This window comes from Herminiimonas glaciei (assembly GCF_042664955.1).
GTDB classification, from domain to species: Bacteria; Pseudomonadota; Gammaproteobacteria; order Burkholderiales; family Burkholderiaceae_D; genus Oxalicibacterium; species Oxalicibacterium glaciei.
In genome coordinates this window covers 1,177,310-1,196,043 of sequence record NZ_JBHTBU010000002.1, presented here as the reverse complement: position 1 = coordinate 1,196,043, position 18,734 = coordinate 1,177,310, and the positions used below count along the sequence as shown (strand labels likewise).

Genomic DNA, 18,734 nt, shown 5'->3' with positions numbered 1-18,734 from the left:
ACTTACTAAATGGCCTCAACAGTGTTTGATAAATATCAACTGTTAACGATGTAGAACCCACAGGTCTAGAAGAGAGAGTCAGGATATTAAGATGAGCGACCATAGAGGAGAAGTACTGCTTCGAACAGTACTTTGGATGCTCAGCATATCTTTTGGAAATTTTTTCATTATCAGTACCGTCAGTAATGGACAGGACATTACTAGTTTCTCTATACTTGCCGCTCAAAGTGTTACACAACAATGCAACACAGGAAACAAGATAGCCGCCATAAGCCATTGATTATTAAAAAATCATGAACAGCAAGCCCGCTTCTTTCCGCCATCAGAATATAGCTATTATTTTTTACAATCAGTAAATTACGGTTTTAAGTTTTTTCGTTCTGTAGAAGTGACACTATCGAAAACGAATGCAAAAAAACTATAGAAGTCGAACTCCGTGTGGACACTAACCATTGCCTGATTAGGGCTCCTGCCAACCCTACAAATCTCTATAAAAAAACATACCTATAGTTTGAGAACAAGAACTCAGGTGACCGCAGGTATGTTTTTTTAACGCCCCATTTTTTGCGCCAGTTTTAAGAATGCGCTGAACTATCCAAAATATATTTAATGTTTTTGAAAATCCCGGTTAGCAGATGTTAGAAAGCCAGGGAGTCAATTAAAAGTATGCGTAAATTTTTAAAAGTAAGATCTAAAAAATATTTTCTATGTTTCATATTTTTTTTTGGAGTTGCCGCCTCAGCAATTTCTTATAAAAACAATTTGCAAGCCAAAGATATGGCGGCACTAAATCATGCACAGGTCAAATACCCGAGCCAAAACAATAATAATGAAAATTTATCTATAGAAGCCGAGGTCGATGTAGATAGGCTCGATGTCGATCTTGGTGAAATTTTCTCAGTGAATTCCAAAGACTCCAGATACCACTGCGAAGCCCGGTTTATCAAATCCGTCAATTCTCGGCAGTCAACGAACAACAACGAAATTGAATTCTATTGTCGTGATCTTGAGCAAGCTATTCATCTTAATTTTTCCAGGGCCATCAAAAAATTTAATGCCGATAGCAGCAAAAGTGATATCGCCCTTTACAAAGGAATGCTGGTTGACCTGACGCAAAAATCTTTTGTAGATGTGAATGGCAAAATGTCTCCACTACATAGTCTCCCGGAATTTAACAACGGGTCGGTGCGTTTTTTCGCCAGAATGAAAAATGGTACGTATATCAAATTTACAGATGGGTATGAACTCGATGATGAGGAATGTCCGCATACCTCTCTGGTCGACGAAAACAATGTCTACTATGGAAGCGTTGCATTTGATTCCTATGCAGGATTATTTAACGACGAACTTTATCTCAACAATTCTGGCGGACTATACAAAAGTGCCAAATTGGAGTCCTTCTCTCATTGCAAGATGTTGCAGACAGAAGAAATTAATCACAATGGGGATTGGGTATATGGCGGCTTCCCTTACCTAAACAGCTACTTCATTGGAGGAAGCCATTCCCCTGCTCCTTTATACAAAATCCCCGAAAATGATTCGGCCCATGAAACGGAAGACCTGGATGAATACGGCCCCAACATCAGTGAATACTATTCTTACCTCGTTCACCAAGATAAACTTTTAATTGGAACGTACCCGTCCGGCGACGTTGCAATTGTAGATTCAGATGGCTCAGTACAATTAGATCAAACATTATTCCCTGCAAGAAAAAATGATTATACGAAGGTAAGTTCAGAGACCCTTTCCGTGAATTCGGAAAATGAAATCATACCGAATCCAGCTTTGAAACAAACAAAGTATGTGCATTACAGAGAACTTCAATCTCTCGCATCGTCTTATGGTTTTTTGTTTGGTGGAATGTATCCCTGGGGTGAGGTTATCGCAATAGATGAGCTTCGCAATACTCGATCAACATCTCGCGTCTTTTCTCACCCAAAACGCACTACGCAAAAAACTCCTTATATAAAAGAAGCTCAGATTCAATTAGATAATTTTTGGAAAGGTTCTTTTGATTCTGATAGTGAACTGGCATCATTGCGACTTTCGCATATGTCCGCAATTGAAGAGGAACTGCCGAGAGAATATGGACTATTTCCAGATGCATGGGGACAAAGAGTTTCACAAATTGTCGTTACAAATGGTCAGATTTGCGTCTCAACCGGATCCATGGGGGATAGTCGATTTATTCCTGAAGTACATACTCACCTAACAAAAGAAAAGTTCGATGAATACGGCAGAGTATTGTGTACTGCCCTCGATCGGCAAATTTTGGCAAATGTTCCCAGAGCCGGGAAGCTAAAGTTAAATTTCCAACTCAATCCTGACAGTCTGTCCATCATAGTCAATGGCACTGAAGTGCGAAATATATCGTCAAGTAACGTTGCAATACTCGATGCTTTCAATAAAGGGGGAGACTTGAAAACAAAAAGGTCGTTGCTTGATCTGACTTCGGGAAAGAAAATTTCTATCGCTGTAAATTTCCCTATAAAGAAAGAAAGCCAAACCAAAAATTAACTTTGACGGCATCGCCAGTCAACAATTGCGAATACTTTTCCCTGGATTTGGAACCAAGAATTCACATTTACCGTTGATAAGCGTTCTGTATGATTAGACTGCACACATTCGGAAACCCAATTTCCACACTGTGCAGTCCATATGACTAATCGACTAATTTATTGAAATTTAAGACTAGTGATTGGCAATTCAATTTCTGCCGTCCACTCCACTACCATTACAAAAAATGCCATTCATCAGAATGGCATTAGCAGGTACACCCAGTTTCAATACCGCCACGATGATGGCATCGACACCAACGAGATCGATGCCGCGAAATGCGAGGTGAAATCAGGATTGCATAATACGCGTCTCGTACTGCTTGCCTAGGCATCACCGCCAGGGAGTTCCTGCCGTTTCTCTGCATATGCCTTAAGCGACAGCATGGTTCGAGGGAGTCCGTTTTTAAGCTGTTTGGCTACGCCTGGCCCGAACAGAAAAGCAAGGGCGCCGGTGAACCACACGCGGTGCACAACTTCCGAGCCGCCATTTACCGGGGAAACAGTATGCTCAAAGTGCATGCGAAACAGGGGGATATAGCCCTCTACGGTGAATGACCGGCCTTGTGAGCGCTCTGTGACCACCATAGGAACGCCCATGCCTTTACTCGGGACTATTTTCCCTTTTGTTCCAACTGCGAATGGCCCATTGAGCTTGGCCTGCTTGGTATCCGGGTCCCAAAGGTGCCATCGGTCGACCTCACTCCAAATGTCGTCGATGATTGTTGGTGGGACTGCGATATGGATGCGTTCTTCGACTTGCATAAACGGAGTTACTCCTAACTGTTTTATACGGCAGCAATCGTCAGCTACCTGCTTCGCTCGAGAAAATATGTATATCGACGCATAGTATATGTCCCAGGATCCGCATTGGCGGCATAATTTTCGCCACCCTAGTTTGCTGACTTTCGCATATCCACCACGACCACACTGGCATTATCGGGAGCACCCAATTTCAGTACTGCAGCAATGATGGCATCAGCTGCTTGCTGGACGGAATCTGCCGCTGCAAGGATTCCATAGACCGTTTCCACGTGCAGTAAATCAAACACACCATCCGATCCCAGCACCAGGAAAAGATCGTCGGCCTGTCGTTGGATTTGTACTATTTCAGGCTCATCACCTATCACAGGTTTGAACGCAAACAGTCCGAAAGCACGCGAGAGCGCAATGCCGGTGTTTTCATTTACAGCAGGTACAAACGCGCGCGCGGGACCGCTCGGCACTGCTTCTCCGTTATCCAGCCATCTTTGCTCACGACCGACCATGCCACCGTGCGCCGCGATACGAACCGTTTCGTCTGTGCGATCCGGATGGTGTTTATCGACCAGGCTGAGGCATTCGAAACCGGCATCGCCGCTCCCCTTGCGGAATAAATAGGCTAAGGAATCTCCCAGCCACGCCACCGACAAATCATTTTTGCGCAACAGGGCAACTACCGCCGTACTACCGGATTCAATCGGTGGATCCATTTCCTTCAGGTTGTCATCCACCAATTTGAAGGTATTCACCATTGAGGTTTTTACTTCACCGGCGTTGGCATCCAATTCATTGAGCAAGCCCATGGCAAAGCGCCGTGCAGAAAATTCGCTGGTACGTGCATCGCGCAAACCGTCGAAGACGCTTGCGACCAGCGTATCTGGCACTTGCAAGGCGCAAATGGCATCTTCCATCTTGCTGCGTTTCTTCCCTACATGTGCCGCCATGCCAACACCGGCAACGTCGCTGCGTGGCAGTTCACTACATTGGACCGGCATGGTTGTGTTCAATGCGGTATGCCAGGGTGATTCGGTCCCTAACAATTCAAATATTTCGGCAAACTCCGGCCTGTCATGAGGATTATTTGACCAACATCTGGCGGCCATATTCTTTAATAACGCATCATCATGCAGCCATGTTGGCCTGAAACCTTCAGCAACAACCTTTTTGGCAAAGTCATCCCGTGGTATCGAGCCTGGCATACCTGTACCAACGTTTGTATAAGGCGTGTTTCCACCGTGTGCCACCTCAAACATCAGTATTCCAAAAGCATAAATATCGACTTTCCTGTCGTATTTTTCCCAAGCCAATAACTCCGGTGCCATGTGAAATAATGAACCGACCGGTTCTTCCAAATACTCGCCGCGCGCCAACTCCGTAGTACGATCATAGTCAGATACCTTTGCCCGCACGGTTGCCCAATGTTTGGCATCCGCCTTTTCATCGAAAACCAAAACGTTTTCTGCTTTAAGATCCCGATGAATTAAATCCAATGCATGGATCTTCATCATCGTTTCAGCGATCTGGGCGAGAACCGACCGGATCAGCTCAATCCGAATCTGCTGCCCATCCCCTCTCGCCTCACTGAACAGGAATCTGTCCAGCGATCCATGGTGGGAACGCTCCATCTTTTGCACCAAATGATTTTTTGTTCCGGCCACACCCAATAATTGGGCAATACCTGAAACATCATCCAGCCCATTCAATTTTGCATATGTTTCGATCTCGTTGGCAGCCAGGGATGAACGCGGCCAGGGAACAAATTTGTAAAAGAACGAAGGAAAAGCCTCGTCCGTGACAATGGTCGTACCATTACGCAAGGTACGACCCACCGCCGCCGGAAGATGGTGAATGTAAGGCAGGCTTATTAGCTGCTCAGGCTTGGCCGGCAAGCGCAGCAAGAGACGTGACGATGACATGAAGAGTACCTGTTAGCATTGATCGCCGCTGGCCCAGGCGATCATGGTCATACGGGGAGTAGGCTGCGTTTTATTTTTCCGGGAAGCGCAGGCTTTCACGTCGCATGCTGACCCTGTCGATAATCGCCGAAAGGAATATCTTGGCCAGGCTCTTTTCCTTGATGTTCTTTAAGGCATCGTCAAAACTGAACCAGACGGCTTTTTCGACTTCCGCATTTAAACCCGGGACGATTTCGGAATCCGCGATACTCAGATAATTGAGCATCAGGGTATTGGTACGAGCGAAATAGCGGCTGCGCATGAATTCGTAAGAAACGATATTCAGGCCAACCTCTTCCTTCACTTCGCGTACCAGTGTGTTTTCCGCGTCTTCGCCTTTGGTCACATAACCGGCCAGCAGCGTGTAATCATTGCGATTACTTTGCTGCAGCAGCAGGATTTTGTTTTTTTCCCGGTTAAGGATGGCAGTGCTGATTGCCGTGCTGAATACAGGAAAACGGAATACCTGGCATTCGTCACAAAATGGCACTTCACCCTCTTCACCACATACTTTGAGTACGAGTTTTCTCCCGCACTCCAGACAGTACTTCATATCGACTCCACTTGATTCAAAACCCGCGCATGGCGTACTTCCTCTGGATAAGGAGCTTGCTACGCATTAGGGAGGGAGTCCAATCGTTTGCCCTGATGGCCTGATAGCTGAAGCTTATCTCGCCAAGTACGGCAAACAGTCTTTATCGACAAATGTATTTTTCACATTGAAAAAAATATGCTCACTCCTGCCGCCCGTACCATGCTTTAAAAAATGTGTGGCAATATGCGCCCTACGGGCTGTAGCGACAGGGGATTATTCGGCCCTCAAATAACGGGTATGTACAGATATGGCAAAGCTGTTGTTACTGGAAGACGAAGTCGACTATCGGCAGGAAATTGCTGACTTCCTGAAAAGTGAAGGACACCAGGTTCTGGAAGCGGGCAGCGCGGCCGAATTCACCCCTTTGATGGATGTGATGGACATTGCGCTGATTGACGTCGGCTTGCCCGATGCCGACGGTTTCGAGGTCGCAGCCCTGCTACGTAAACACCGCAACAAATGCGGCATTATCATGCTGACCGCACAGGGCGGGATAAACCACAAAATTGCCAGCCTGCGTGGTGGCGCCGATCATTACCTAGTCAAGCCGGTACGCTATGACGAATTGCTGGCGCATATCAAGGCACTGGAACGACGCATGGGCCTGGGTGGCTGGCGGCTCGACACCATCGAACGCAAGCTGTATGCGCCGAATGGGCATGCAGAAATCTTGTCTGAACACGAATTGAAATTATTTGAACTGCTGGCCGCGCAATCCGGCCAGGCTGTCAGCCGCCGTACCATCGCTAACGCCTTTGGGGCCGACTGGCTGGATTACGATGAACGCAGGCTGGAACAAATCGTCAGTCGATTGCGCCGCCGCTGGCGGGAAAACTGTCCGGAAGAACTCCCATTCCGGACTGAACACGGTAAAGGCTACAGCTTCTGTGCCGACATAGAAGTATTTTGAACAATCGTTAACGAGGCATCCGTGCCTTATCCCACCCAGTTAGAAACGATATTTGAGGCCGACCGTAACGAGGTCCGCGCCTGCATATCGCGCATACATGATGCGTCCGTCCACGTTATCGAACAGCCGGACTTCATAACCGCCGCCCCAGGTGAAGTCAGTATCCGTTTTCCTGATCGAGCCAGACCTGCGGAGCAAAGGTACCTCGACAGAAGTGGTGATAGTCGAATACGTCGCCCCACCCAGCACAAACAAGCCTGGCAGTACTTCAGGTAATTTATAGAACAAAGTCAGGTCATGATTTTTGGTCTCGACCCGCGCATTGTAGGAAATGACGCCATTCGTCGCGCTTTGCTTATAGTCGCTGGGACGTACCGCCCCCAACTCTACGCTCAGCTTCGGCGTGATCTGGTAACCGATGTAAAGTCGGCCGCCATCCACCCTATCCGTTTCGGAAGTAGTCCGATAACTCGGCATTAACGGAGCTTTTTTCTTAACCTTGCCGCTACCTGCATCAAGGCCTAAATAGAATTTCCCGGCACCATTTTCATCTGCAAACGAAACGGCGGAAACGACTGATAACACTGCAAAAACGAGCGGTTTAATGGACATTACACTTCTGACGAAAACGGAATGCGTGACCCTGTACGACGGGAAACGGCAAAGCACTGCCCTGCCGACCTTATAGGCCGCGCATTATACAGAAACAGTTTTCGTCAAAACCGGGAAGGTAAAAACCGCCTTCCCGTTGCAATTTACAATTAATACGTCGCCAATACGTTCACAAAGAAGCCACGGGCGCGATAAGACAAGTCAGTCAGGTCATCCGAGTAGTTGGTGAAGTTATAGCCAACACCGGCCTTGATGCCTTTATCGAAGTGACGATACAGACCCAGCAATGCACCGGCTTTCGCATCTTTCGCTTCCGTCGCCCGCAGATTACGGAACTCGATCAGCGCATCCCACTCTTTGACGAAATGCACATCGGCGCGCAGCACCCACAGATCGGCACGGCTGGAGAACCATTCACCACCAGCCACCGGTGTCTTCAATTCACCGATACGGAAGGCATACTTGCCGCCTACCGATAACCACGGCAGCAAATCGTAAATCGTATCGACGGCAAACACCTGGCTACGCTGTGCGTAATCTGCATTCAGGCCGGATGGTGTCAATTGACCATTGGTAGGAACGTTGTTCAGATTGGTGTACTTGAACAAGGTATTCCAGCGGTCGTTATCGATCGGACGATACGCACTCGCCAAGACGAACTCACGGTAATTGCCGTCAACGAACGCGCCCTGGTTATTTCTGGAACGCGAGACATTGAATTTGCTCAGAATGCGCCATGCCGGGTCGACCTGATAACCCAGGGTATTACGCATCAGCCAGGTAGTACGCTCGCCGGAAACGTTGCCATCATCGTTGCGCCATTCAAGGCTACCGCCATACTTCAGGCCATCCTTCTTATAGCCAACCGAACCGCCCAGTGCACGTCGCTCCAGGTCGCCTGCCAACGGATCGGAAACCGTACCGTACTCGGCCTTGGCACCCCAGTTCCAGCGATCATTCGGGGCCCAGTCCATACCGAAAGCCTGTGTCAGGCTTTGCGGACCCGCACCATTCGACGCACGGCCTTCGCCGAACACGCGCAATTGATCCGATACCCGGGTGCTGGCACCGGAAACCAGGGTGCCCTGGCGACCGCGCCACGCGATATCAGGACTCTCGGTTTCCATCGCATAAGTCAGGTAGGCATTGCTGCGATCCGATACACGATAATCGGCACCGACCTTGCCACCTATGCCCATGCTGCCATCCGATACTTCGGCCAGCAGCTTGACGCGTTCACTGACTTGCAGGGAGCCGCCGACACCGACCCGATTATTCGCATCACGGCTGGCATCATGTTCCACTGTCGCCTGTACGAAACCATAGGCTTCCCAGTCGTCTTTCTGGCCCGGCTTGCCATCCTTGCGATCCGGTTTATAGCCTACGCGTACCTGCGCATCGGTACGAGCACCGGTTTGCGACAATAGGGGACTCGCATTCGCGACCACATTGCTGCGGTCATCCATCCGTGCACCGACGGCCACATCCCATTCCGGATTAATCGTTTGACGCACTGCGACTTCAAGGTTCTTGCTGTCTTGCAGGTCTCCATTGCGCTGGTCGGCCTTGACCAAAAGGCGGGTACCTTCGACTACTTCGACATCCGCATTGACACCATGCTGCTTGATCGCTTCGCCACTGACACCGATCTGTCCGGGCGCAGAGTAACCACGTTCGCGGTTTTGTGCGTAGGTCGAAAACTTGCCTTTCATATTGTCGGTCACTTCAGCCAGGTCGACGGCAGCTTCCACCCGCTGTGCACCGGCAGTCTGGTTGGTGTTGGTATTGAGGCTATTGAAACCAAAACCGCCGTCCAGCGAAGTTTGCGAACCACTGCCCGGTCCCTTCGATTGCGCCACTTCGAACTTGACCCAGGTACCCGGCTTGTAGCGGAATGTACCGTCCACCCCTTTCAAGGTCTGGCTGGTGCCGTCTTCACCCTGGTGATAACTGCTGATACCCAGCTGCACATGGTCATTCAGCCATTGGCTGCCACGGAAACCGGTCGACAGATTGTTAATGGCCGTTACACCCGGCGCATATTCATAGGTGGTCACCAGGTAAACCGGATTACCACTGACTGCCGACGTCATGATCAGGCTGGCACTGCCACCGGTTGATGACAAGGGTGATTGCAACAGAATACGGCCTTGCAGGTAATTGATTTCATAGTCTTGCGCCGGAGCGAGTTCACGGCGTTCTATCACCATGCCCGAATCCTTGTCGCGTACCTCGACCCATACCCGTTCCGACCCCTGGGTAATATCCAGGTGGCGCAGGTAGTACAAGGAGCCACCGGTGCCACGGAACTCTTCACGCGAAGACAAGGTACCCGGATCTGCCAGGAAAGCATCGATCTGCGTTTGCTTCTCACCGTAGGTGGTCGCATCTTCCGAACGATGACGCAACTGCGCGCCATACAAGCCACGCGAATACTGCATCAATTCGGTACCCGACCAGGTGGTTTTGAAATTACCCCACAGGACATGCGAATCGCCTTTTTGCAACTTCACGAAGAACTTGCCCTGCGTCGGTGCATCGTCCACGGTCGTACTGTCGTCGCCATACACCGGGTAATACAGGTTGGGATCGATGCTGCGCAAGAGGTACTTCGGATCCTTGCTGGAGAAGTTCGAGAACAAATCCTTGAACGGTCCTTCGCGTGTATCAGCCGAAGCGGTCAACAGGTATTCGCCCTTGATCTTGCCTTTCAGGTAGAAAGCGGCACGGCCATCGACATAGACTTTGTTATCGTAATGATCGCCGTTGTCACCTGTCACCAGTTTGATCGGGCCTGATACCTTGTTCTTGCCGACCGTCAAATCACCGAGTGCCAGGTAGAACCAGTCGTCGGCGGCGATATTCAGGTTGCGGCGGAAGCTATTCGCACGGCCATCGGCTTCAGTCACTGTGACTTCAACAGACTGTGGCCCCGCCGGCATGATTTGCTTCATCGCAAACTTGCCATTCGCATCCACCGGCAAATCGAGTCCGAGCGCTGCAACGCGCTGGCCTGCCTGCATATGGGTGCCGTTGACGGTAATCGTGCCGCCGGTCACGGGGATATTGCGCAATGCCAGGCTGTTTTCACCATAGCCGGTCAGGCGTTCGCGTTCTATCTTGTCCTGGTCTTCATTCGCCGGCATCGCACGGTTCAACAGATTCAGCGACTTCAGGCTGGTTTCATCGAAGCGCCCTTGTTCGTCGTATACGCGCAACAGATAGAAGATTTGGTCGTCCGCCGTATTGGCCGGCGAAGTCCAGTTGGTCACGCCATTCCACGAAACCGGTAAAACCTCGATTGGTTTTTCCTGGGTCTTTTGACCGGCACGGAATAAACGCAATTCAGCCTTCTTCAGCCACGGAATATAGTTGGACCAGGCACGGAATTCGACGGGCTGGCCTTTTACCGCCGCATTCGGCGTCGCCCAGATATTCATGGTCGGCGCAATTGCCAGGCTGTCGTAACGCACCTGGATATCTGCGCGCTCCAGCGCAACGTCGGTACAACGCTGACCGTCTGCTTCGTTCGCTTCATTCCCGTGGAATGGTTCTCCATCGATCGTGATACGGAATGGCGCATCTATCTGCGATGCCGCTTGTGGCGAACATGGTGCAGGCTTGGGCAAGGCGACCACAGGTGCAGCCACATCAAACCAGACTTGCAAGGCAACCCGACGATTACGCGACATGCCTTCCGGCGTGGCGTTCGACGCCAGCGGCTGGTTTTCACCCTTGCCTTCTATCGAATAGGTGATGGCAGGATTGTTCAAAGCCTGCTTCAGGTATGCCGCAACCGTCAGTGCACGCGCTTCCGACAAACCCTGGTTATCAGTAAAGATACGTTTGGCGTTTGGCGAAAGACGCTGATTGTCGGTATGGCCAACAATCGCAATCCGCATACCGGCAATCACGCCTTTTCTTGCGCGTATTTCTGCTACCAGCGCATCAAGTGATTCTTTTGCCGATGGCGTGAGATCCGCTTTACCGGAAACGAAGAGGCTCAGCCCTTTCGCTTCCTGCAATGACTTGCTCATATCGGCTTGCGCGGCCGGAACCTGCGCCGCGCGATTACGCATTTCGATCGCCTCTGCGCGCGTCACGCCGGACGGCATAGGATAGGCAATTGCCGGCTGGACTTCCGTCGGCGGCGGCACCGAATACAAATCGATGCGACCGTTATCGATACGCTTGCCATCTACTTCTGTATCCGCCCATGTGGATGGGCCGGCAAACAACATGCTGATCGCCAATGCGATGGTGTGTGGTCGGAACATCATTGCGCGCCCTCCAGCTCTGTTTCAATCATCAGCGGCACAAGTGGTTCGCTTTCCTCATGACCTTTCTTCCGCTTCTCCTTCCACATTCGCTGTACTCGTTCACTGACGGCAGCAATACGTTTCTTGGCAATATCCTTCGATTCCTTGCCCTGGCGGTATGCGATACGCAAAACCGTAGGGCGTGTTTGCAGTTGCTCAGGCAATTTATCCAGCTCCGAGATATAAGGTGCTTGCAGCTCTGTGCCATCACCGACGAATGCCGCACCGGAGAGTTCCAGTCGCACTACGCGATGTACGCTTGCACCGAAATTGAGTTTGACCATCTTGCCGCGTGTCACACGAACATCACGTGGGTTCTCTGTTGTCAGGCGATAACCGGACGGCAAGGTGCGCTCATCCACTTTCATGACAAAGTTGGAGCCACGGTCCGCATTCGGAATTGCGGCACAGGCGACGTGGAAACGTCCTTCCTGATCGCTGGTCACCAGCAAACCGCGGGCCGTTGCGATACGCACGTTGGCGATACCCGGCTCACCCTGGTCCTGATAACCGTTGGCGTTCTTGTCATCAAAGACTTTGCCGATGATGTCGGAACAGTCAAAGGTCGGATCCGGCACCACACGTACAGTGGCGGTCGCGGTGTTCGAGACTTGCGTATTGGTTATGTTGTTGATCGAAGAGACCCGATTAACAAATTCACCTTCAGCGACACCGGTACCAACCACCAGCATCATGCGCAGTGTTTTACGTTCACCCGGTGTGAAATTCTGGTTCGGCCAAGTCAAGCTGCGACCATTGACCAGCGGTTCGGTCGGTACACCGTTCAACGAGGCGGAACCGGTGCGATAACGGAAACCGGCCGGTATCACGTCAACGACATTGATACCCGTCAGGGTTGCCGCCAATGTGTTGGTGGCAGTGATGGTGTAAGGCACCAGGTCACCACGTACCACGTTGACCAATGGTGTGCTCTTCGTCATCACGATCGCACCACCCAATACCGGATCCAGCGGAATATGGTTATTCCCGACGTTGGCCGACCTGGTCGGGCCTGGCGTATTCGACAGGTTGAAGGTTGTGTAGAACTGCGTCGAACCAGAACCCAGATTGCTGGTAGTGGCCGGGCAAGTACCTGGATTTTGTTTGATTACTGCCAGTGCTGGAGCACCGACGTTGCTTTGTACCAATGCCGGATCTGGCGTCGGCGAAACCAACAATGTATTGGTACATGTCGGCAACATCGTCGATGGCGATGGCACATAGCCAGCAGGATATGTGGTCACAACCAGGGTATACATTCCTGGTGGCGCGTTCGAGTTCAACAGGAATTGATACAAGCCATCGGTACCGGTAGTCGAAGCACCAACACCACCAATCACATGCAATGCCGGATTAAAGCCTGCAGGTCCCTGGATGGTAACTACCGCACCGGAAACCGGTTGACGCGTAATCGCGTCATACACCACACCGGTCGCACCACCGTGTCCTTCTTCTGCAAAGTTATTGTTCAGCGTCGATGTATTCGGCGGCAAGACGATATTACTAATGCGGCTAGGCGTCACCGCCTGCGGCGTAGCCGTACCGGCCGTACCTCCGTTCGGCACAGGTCCTGCCGTCGTAATGCCGTTGCTGGTACCAGACGGCTGGGTAGGTTGCAGGACCGAGTATGTCCCTGGCAACAATCCACTGAAACTGTAGTTACCGTCCGCATCTGTCACCGTCGTCGCAACGACAACGTTCGCCGCATTCAGCAACTGGATAGTGACACCTGGCAGCGGTGTATCTACACCACTTTCAAACGTACCATTCGGTACCGGATTGTTGTCCTTGAATACCTTGCCGGAAATCGTAGATGCAGCGATCTCGGCAAAGTTGTTATTGATCGAACCCGAAATTTCACCCGCGCCGTTATCGCCCAGTACGACATTCGCAATCTGGCTGCTGCTCGTAGTCGGATTCGATGCAGTACCTGGTGTACCTGTGCTGCCAGCAACATTCACTATCGTGCCGGCGGTAGTCGTGCCATTCAAGGTTCCTGCGGGTTGTGTAGGCTGGCACACCGAATAGGCGGCCGCACCCAGATCGGCAAATATGTAGTTACCCAATGCATCCGTAGTCGCGGTCGCCAGCAATGGTCCACTGCAAGTCGGGCCGCTGCGCAATTCAATTTGCGTGTTGGCAATCGGGGTGTCGGTGCCGCTGGTAAAGATACCGTTAGGCAGCAGCTTGTTGTCCTTGAATACCTTGCCCGAAATATAGCCGCGTGTGCTGATGGTCAACGGCGCATTCGCAGGTTGCTGGTTGTTACCCAGATTGGTTTGTAATGCACCAGCCGGGATATTGTTGACGTGCACACCCGCAGCAAATCCGGTCACGTTGACATCGATGGTACAGCCGCCTGGAGGGATGGTCCCGCCACTGCGCAAACGCACAAAAGTTGCATTCGCCGTAGCATCGACTGCACCGCCACAAGTAGTCGACATCGCAGGTGTAGCCGCCACACGGATCTGACCTGGCGCAATCGGCAGCACGTCGTCGAAGTTGGACGTCAAGGTCATTGTCGCTGCATTGTCATTGGTGATGACGATGCTCAGGCGCGATATGCCATTTGGCGGAATCACCGCTGGGGAAAACTGTTTGCTGACAGTTGGCGGTGTCGATATGATCAACTCGGCGCGAGTCGGTTCTTCGTTGACTACACCTTCATTGGTCGTGACAGCGCCCGCAGGAATCTGATTGGTATAAGTGCCTGAGATATTGCTCAGGACATTGACTGTCACCGTACAGGCACTGCCTGCCGCAATCGTCGCACCGCTCAAGCGTATGCTGGTCGCTGAAGGATCCGCGACAACGAGGCCGCCTGCACAGGTGGTACTTGCTGCGGGTACAGGTGCAACGACCAAACCGGCTGGCAAGATATCCGTCACACCGACGCCGGTCAAGACATCAACGAGTGGAGGAACAGCAGCCGCGTTGGTATTTTCCAGACGCAGGGTCAGCACAGCAACTGCGCCGGGAGCCTTGTTATCAATACCGGTGGTAAACCCGGCCGGATTACCCGCATCCAGAGTGAGTTGGCTAAAAGCCTTGTGTATCGACAGCGGTGCTTTTGCAAGCAAGGTATCGCTGGTTGGGGCAGGATTTGTAACGACAGTTCCGCCTATCGTAATAGACAAGGCATTCGCAGGAATATCGTTGACATAGCTGCCTGCAGCCGCCACCTCTACATCGATCTCCGCCTGACAACTACCAGGAACCAGGCCGTTTGCTGCAGCAATGGTGCCGCCGCTGACTGTCAGGGTATTCCCACCCGTAGCAGTTACTACTCCTCCGGTACATGTAGTTGTCGGATTACCGCCATCAGCCGGGATAATCACGCCGGTCGGCATGATATCGGTAACCGACAAATTCGTACCAACCTGCGAAGTCGGGTTATAAAAAGTAAGGCGCAAGCGTGAACGCTGGCCCGGTTTGACTACATTCGGAGTGAATTTCTTAACGATACCCACGTTGCTGCTGGTCGCCAGGCTGGTCGACGCCGGAGCGCTATTAGTCAGCCCTTGATCAGTGTGCAAAGCACGAGCTGGAATGATGTTGGTCACACCAGCTGCCACGGTCGAAGTAACGTTGACCTTGACCGAACAAGTGGTATTCGCAGCCAGCGAAGCAATACTCAGACTCACCGACCTGGACCCAGGCACCGCGACCACATTTCCGCCTGGGCAGGTCGTGCTTGCCATCGGATTAGCCGTGATGATCCAGCCATTTTCAGGCGCACCGGCAGTACCATCGGTCGTGAAGTAATCCGTCACACCCATGTTAGTAACGCCTTGGGTGCCGCTATTGATATCAATCGTTAGCTGACTGACCTGCCCGGGGAAGGTCAAAGTGGACGGATTGGTAGATTTCAGTATGGTCAGGCTGGTTGCTGCATTGTGAATCAGGGTCGCATCAACCGGCAGCACATTGCGCACACCACCGTCTGCCGTTATGTTATTGGGCGGAATCCTATTAAGCCAGTTCGCATTACCGGTCGCAATCACATCGAACAGCAACGAGCATGTGCCGCCGCCATTGATGCTGGCTCCCGTAAGCAAAATCTCGTTCGCGCCAGCCGCACCGGTAATCACTGGTGTTCCTGCACAAGTCGAATAAGCGTTGGTCGGATCGGCCAGCACCATATCGGCAGGCAAAGGATCTTTCACCGAGACATTGGTCAATGGCAACGAACTCGAATTCAGCAGTTGCACGGTGACAGTTGATTTACCGCCAGACGTTACGCTCGCAGGATTGAAGCTTTTGTTCGCAGTTAAAGCGGGGTTGTAAGTCAACGTCGCCGAATTGGTCTGCAAAGGTGTGAGGGCACGCACGGTGCCATTCGCCAGCGTTTGATTACCGCCTACTGTCGCAATATTCGGATATACGCCTGCAGGACCCACGACGTCTACCTGCAACACGCAAGTTCCATCTGCACCGCTACCGTTATTGGCACGCGCCGGAACAGTTGCGCCGTTCATGGCAATAGAAGTTGAACCAGCCACCGCGTCTATGGTCGGGGTGCCGCAAGTGCTGGCGGCATTCGATGGGGATGCAATCCGCAACTGACCACCACCAGCATTTGCCAGTTGCAATGTGTCGGAGATCGTTACGTTGGTCAGCGGATTAACCGATTTGTTGGACAGCGTAATAGCCATACGAACAATCGTGCCTTCGGCAAACGTGCTGACGCCGGGAGTGGATTCCGCAAATGCCTTTTTTACAGCAAGGACAGGAACAGTGTTGTTCGGGTCGGTTGGAACGGAGCCACTGCCATTACAAACCTGGCCACCGCCATTGTTGTAGCAGACACCACCGGCGTTGATGACGTTGGATGTCGATGTATTTTCCGTAAGCGAAGTCATCGCCCAAATACTGATCGTGCAAGAACCTGGCACGTTGACACTGGCACGCCCCGGTACCGTCGTTAATCCAACCACAACAGCTGTAGGTGCGGTTGTACCGAGAGGACTGCTGGAGCTCACGGCACCACAACCTGCACCTGTCACAGTAGGGGTGTAGTTGACACCATTGATCGTGCCGGTAAGGAAGGTTTGGCCATTCGTGAAAGTATCGGAAACCGTCACATTGTTAATGGCACCCGCACCATAGTTTTCCACCCGAATGTCGTAACGAATCGGATTACCTGGAGCTACTACGGTAGGTGTTACGCCCTTCACGATGCGCAAATCATCAGCCACCAAAATAGTGGCTGATGCCTTCTGACTACGAATTGCCGGATTGCTGACGATCACCGCCCCTTCGCCCACCTCATTGGTGTACGAGACAGGGACGCCAAGGTCCTGCACACGACCGGTGAAATTCACGGTCACAGTACAAGAACCCGGTGTTGCGCCACTTTTCGCAGGAATGCTGCCACCCGTCAGCGTAAATCCGACATTGTTAAACGTCGGATTTGCACCGCAAGTGCTGATGGCGTTTGTAACCAGCAATCCTTTGGTCGCATTTGCACCACCTACACCGTCAATCGGTGAGTCGGTAAAGCTGGTGATATTGAGCGGCGTATCTCCCTCATTCGTCAGCGTGATGGTAAAACTACCGTTTTCTCCACTCGACAATGCGCTATTGGAAAAGGCCTTTGAGACCTTCAATGGAGAAATTACTGTGAGATTCGCAGTCGCATCTGTTTCGGCTGGAATACCTAAACCAGTAGAAAAATCCGAGGAGCGATTAATACGGTTTTGTTGAATACCGGTCGTATAAGCGCCATTGGTTTGATTCGCCTCCACATTGATCGTGAAAGTACAAAACCCGTTGAGCGGGAGACTGCCGCTACCTCTTACGGTGGTATCACCACTTGCAGGCACTGGATTGAAGACCGGCGCAGCACCGCTACTACACACGGCTGTTGCATTCGGTATTGCTGCGACCTTGATAATCGCGTTGCCACCGAGTTGAGGGAAGGCATCGGCAATGTTGAAGTTGTCGATTGCAACCGGATTTGGATTCCTGACGGTTACCGTCAAGGTGGTGGCTGCACCACCCAATACCAGAGTGGAGTTCCCAAATGATTTTTCAATTTTAGGCTGAGCCAACCCACGAACACCAAATGTCTGGCTGACGAGACCACTATTGCTAACAGGTGTCACGCCTTCGGTGCCCGTCACTGCGCCACTCGCCAGGTCATAGGCATAACTGACGGCAGTCCCATCGGAGGTGCCGGCAGTTACAGGAATGTCTATGATACAAACGCCATCGGCAGCTACCGCAGGAGGCACAGGATTAGTAACTGCCGGAGGAACCGTAGCTCCAACCAGTTTGATTTGCTGCGTACCGTTTACTGCGGTAAGCGTTCCACCACAAACTGACGCATTTACAGCACCGGCAATTTTCAATCCATTCGGCAAGGTTCCCGGCAGGAGGTTGTCAAACGCTGTATTTCCGATCGCGGTTGCCGAATTATTAGACAAGGTAATCCGCAGAATACGAACCTCACCGGGATAAAAAGAAGATGGGTCCGTCGTCGTCACCGACGCAGTCAGCGCAGCAAACGCAGACATGGGCAACACACCCAGCATCAAGGCCAATGGCATAGCTCGAAGCAAAGATGCAAAAGATGATTTGGCAAAAAATGTGGAACGCAACATGACGGGCCTATCTACTTTTAATTAATTTTTAAATTCGAATCGCAACGATGGGCTGCGCAAAAAATTGATCCAGCGCAATAAATTTCTGAACGGAATATAAAGTTGCAACAACGAAACTGCATGTAAACGTTCGTCAACGTTTGTAAACACGCCTCGTTGGAAACCTAATGAATTCGCGGGATTGAACGCAGCAAGCGAGAAATAATTGCTGCGCGAGGTTAATTATTTTCGCGATGGAAATGCTGACAAATCCTGATACGTACTGACGTAAAGGAAGTTGGTGTGGATGTGATTGAGGGAATCGAAGGCGTGCAAAAACTTTTCCGCAAAGAAAAACTTCTCACATATAAAACAAGAAGTTAGCTTCCGTTGGACGAGCGCGCACATCAAACACGCACGCAATTAATATTTCCATGTGGAA

General features: G+C 51.3%; 8 protein-coding genes. 2 read left to right on the top strand and 6 right to left on the bottom strand.

All coding sequences use genetic code 11. From position 1 onward, the window contains the following. Nucleotides 1-666 precede the first annotated feature (666 nt). On the top strand, nt 667-2,517 hold the full coding sequence (locus tag ACFQPC_RS16505; RefSeq protein ID WP_382272925.1) for a hypothetical protein: 1,851 nt from the start codon (nt 667-669) through the stop codon (nt 2,515-2,517). Nucleotides 2,518-2,882: 365 nt separating this feature from the next. On the opposite strand, the gene ACFQPC_RS16500 is transcribed toward ACFQPC_RS16505, so the two are convergent. The 3 genes from ACFQPC_RS16500 to ACFQPC_RS16490 all read right to left on the bottom strand — a co-directional run bounded on the left by ACFQPC_RS16500 (nt 2,883) and on the right by ACFQPC_RS16490 (nt 5,825). Continuing rightward, nucleotides 2,883-3,320: an SRPBCC family protein gene (locus ACFQPC_RS16500; protein ID WP_382272924.1), complete on the bottom strand. Its 438-nt coding sequence runs from the start codon at nt 3,318-3,320 to the stop codon at nt 2,883-2,885. A gap of 128 nt (nt 3,321-3,448) precedes the next feature. Then, nucleotides 3,449-5,233: a bifunctional serine/threonine-protein kinase/phosphatase gene (locus ACFQPC_RS16495; RefSeq protein ID WP_382272923.1), complete on the bottom strand. Its 1,785-nt coding sequence runs from the start codon at nt 5,231-5,233 to the stop codon at nt 3,449-3,451. A gap of 70 nt (nt 5,234-5,303) precedes the next feature. Next, nucleotides 5,304-5,825, bottom strand: coding sequence for an NAD(+) diphosphatase (locus tag ACFQPC_RS16490; RefSeq protein ID WP_382272922.1), 522 nt, complete (start codon nt 5,823-5,825; stop codon nt 5,304-5,306). A 289-nt stretch (nt 5,826-6,114) separates the two neighbouring features. Between ACFQPC_RS16490 and ACFQPC_RS16485 the strand changes: the two genes are divergently transcribed. Further along, nucleotides 6,115-6,777: a response regulator transcription factor gene (locus ACFQPC_RS16485; protein WP_382272921.1), complete on the top strand. Its 663-nt coding sequence runs from the start codon at nt 6,115-6,117 to the stop codon at nt 6,775-6,777. Nucleotides 6,778-6,816: 39 nt separating this feature from the next. Here the strand turns inward: ACFQPC_RS16485 and ACFQPC_RS16480 are convergent, their stop codons facing one another. The 3 genes from ACFQPC_RS16480 to ACFQPC_RS16470 form a co-directional block, all read right to left on the bottom strand. After that, the gene (locus tag ACFQPC_RS16480) at nt 6,817-7,389 is read right to left on the bottom strand and encodes an outer membrane beta-barrel protein (RefSeq protein ID WP_382272920.1); all 573 of its coding nucleotides are present in this window, start codon (nt 7,387-7,389) and stop codon (nt 6,817-6,819) included. 149 nt (nt 7,390-7,538) lie between these two features. Next, a complete protein-coding gene (locus ACFQPC_RS16475) occupies nt 7,539-11,669 on the bottom strand; it encodes an OmpA family protein (RefSeq protein ID WP_382272919.1) in 4,131 nt (1,376 codons plus the stop codon). Next, a complete protein-coding gene (locus ACFQPC_RS16470; protein WP_382272918.1) occupies nt 11,666-18,226 on the bottom strand; it encodes a DUF7933 domain-containing protein in 6,561 nt (2,186 codons plus the stop codon). The genes ACFQPC_RS16475 and ACFQPC_RS16470 overlap by 4 nt, the downstream gene beginning before the upstream one ends. Nucleotides 18,227-18,734 lie beyond the last annotated feature (508 nt).

What these genes read in the sequence shown, in the direction of transcription:
- ACFQPC_RS16505 (WP_382272925.1), top strand. Translation starts at nt 667, where the DNA reads ATGCGTAAATTTTTAAAAGTAAGATCTAAAAAATATTTTCTATGTTTC.
- ACFQPC_RS16500 (WP_382272924.1), bottom strand. Translation starts at nt 3,320, where the DNA reads ATGCAAGTCGAAGAACGCATCCATATCGCAGTCCCACCAACAATCATC.
- ACFQPC_RS16495 (WP_382272923.1), bottom strand. Translation starts at nt 5,233, where the DNA reads ATGTCATCGTCACGTCTCTTGCTGCGCTTGCCGGCCAAGCCTGAGCAG.
- ACFQPC_RS16490 (WP_382272922.1), bottom strand. Translation starts at nt 5,825, where the DNA reads ATGAAGTACTGTCTGGAGTGCGGGAGAAAACTCGTACTCAAAGTATGT.
- ACFQPC_RS16485 (WP_382272921.1), top strand. Translation starts at nt 6,115, where the DNA reads ATGGCAAAGCTGTTGTTACTGGAAGACGAAGTCGACTATCGGCAGGAA.
- ACFQPC_RS16480 (WP_382272920.1), bottom strand. Translation starts at nt 7,389, where the DNA reads ATGTCCATTAAACCGCTCGTTTTTGCAGTGTTATCAGTCGTTTCCGCC.
- ACFQPC_RS16475 (WP_382272919.1), bottom strand. Translation starts at nt 11,669, where the DNA reads ATGATGTTCCGACCACACACCATCGCATTGGCGATCAGCATGTTGTTT.
- ACFQPC_RS16470 (WP_382272918.1), bottom strand. Translation starts at nt 18,226, where the DNA reads ATGTCTGCGTTTGCTGCGCTGACTGCGTCGGTGACGACGACGGACCCA.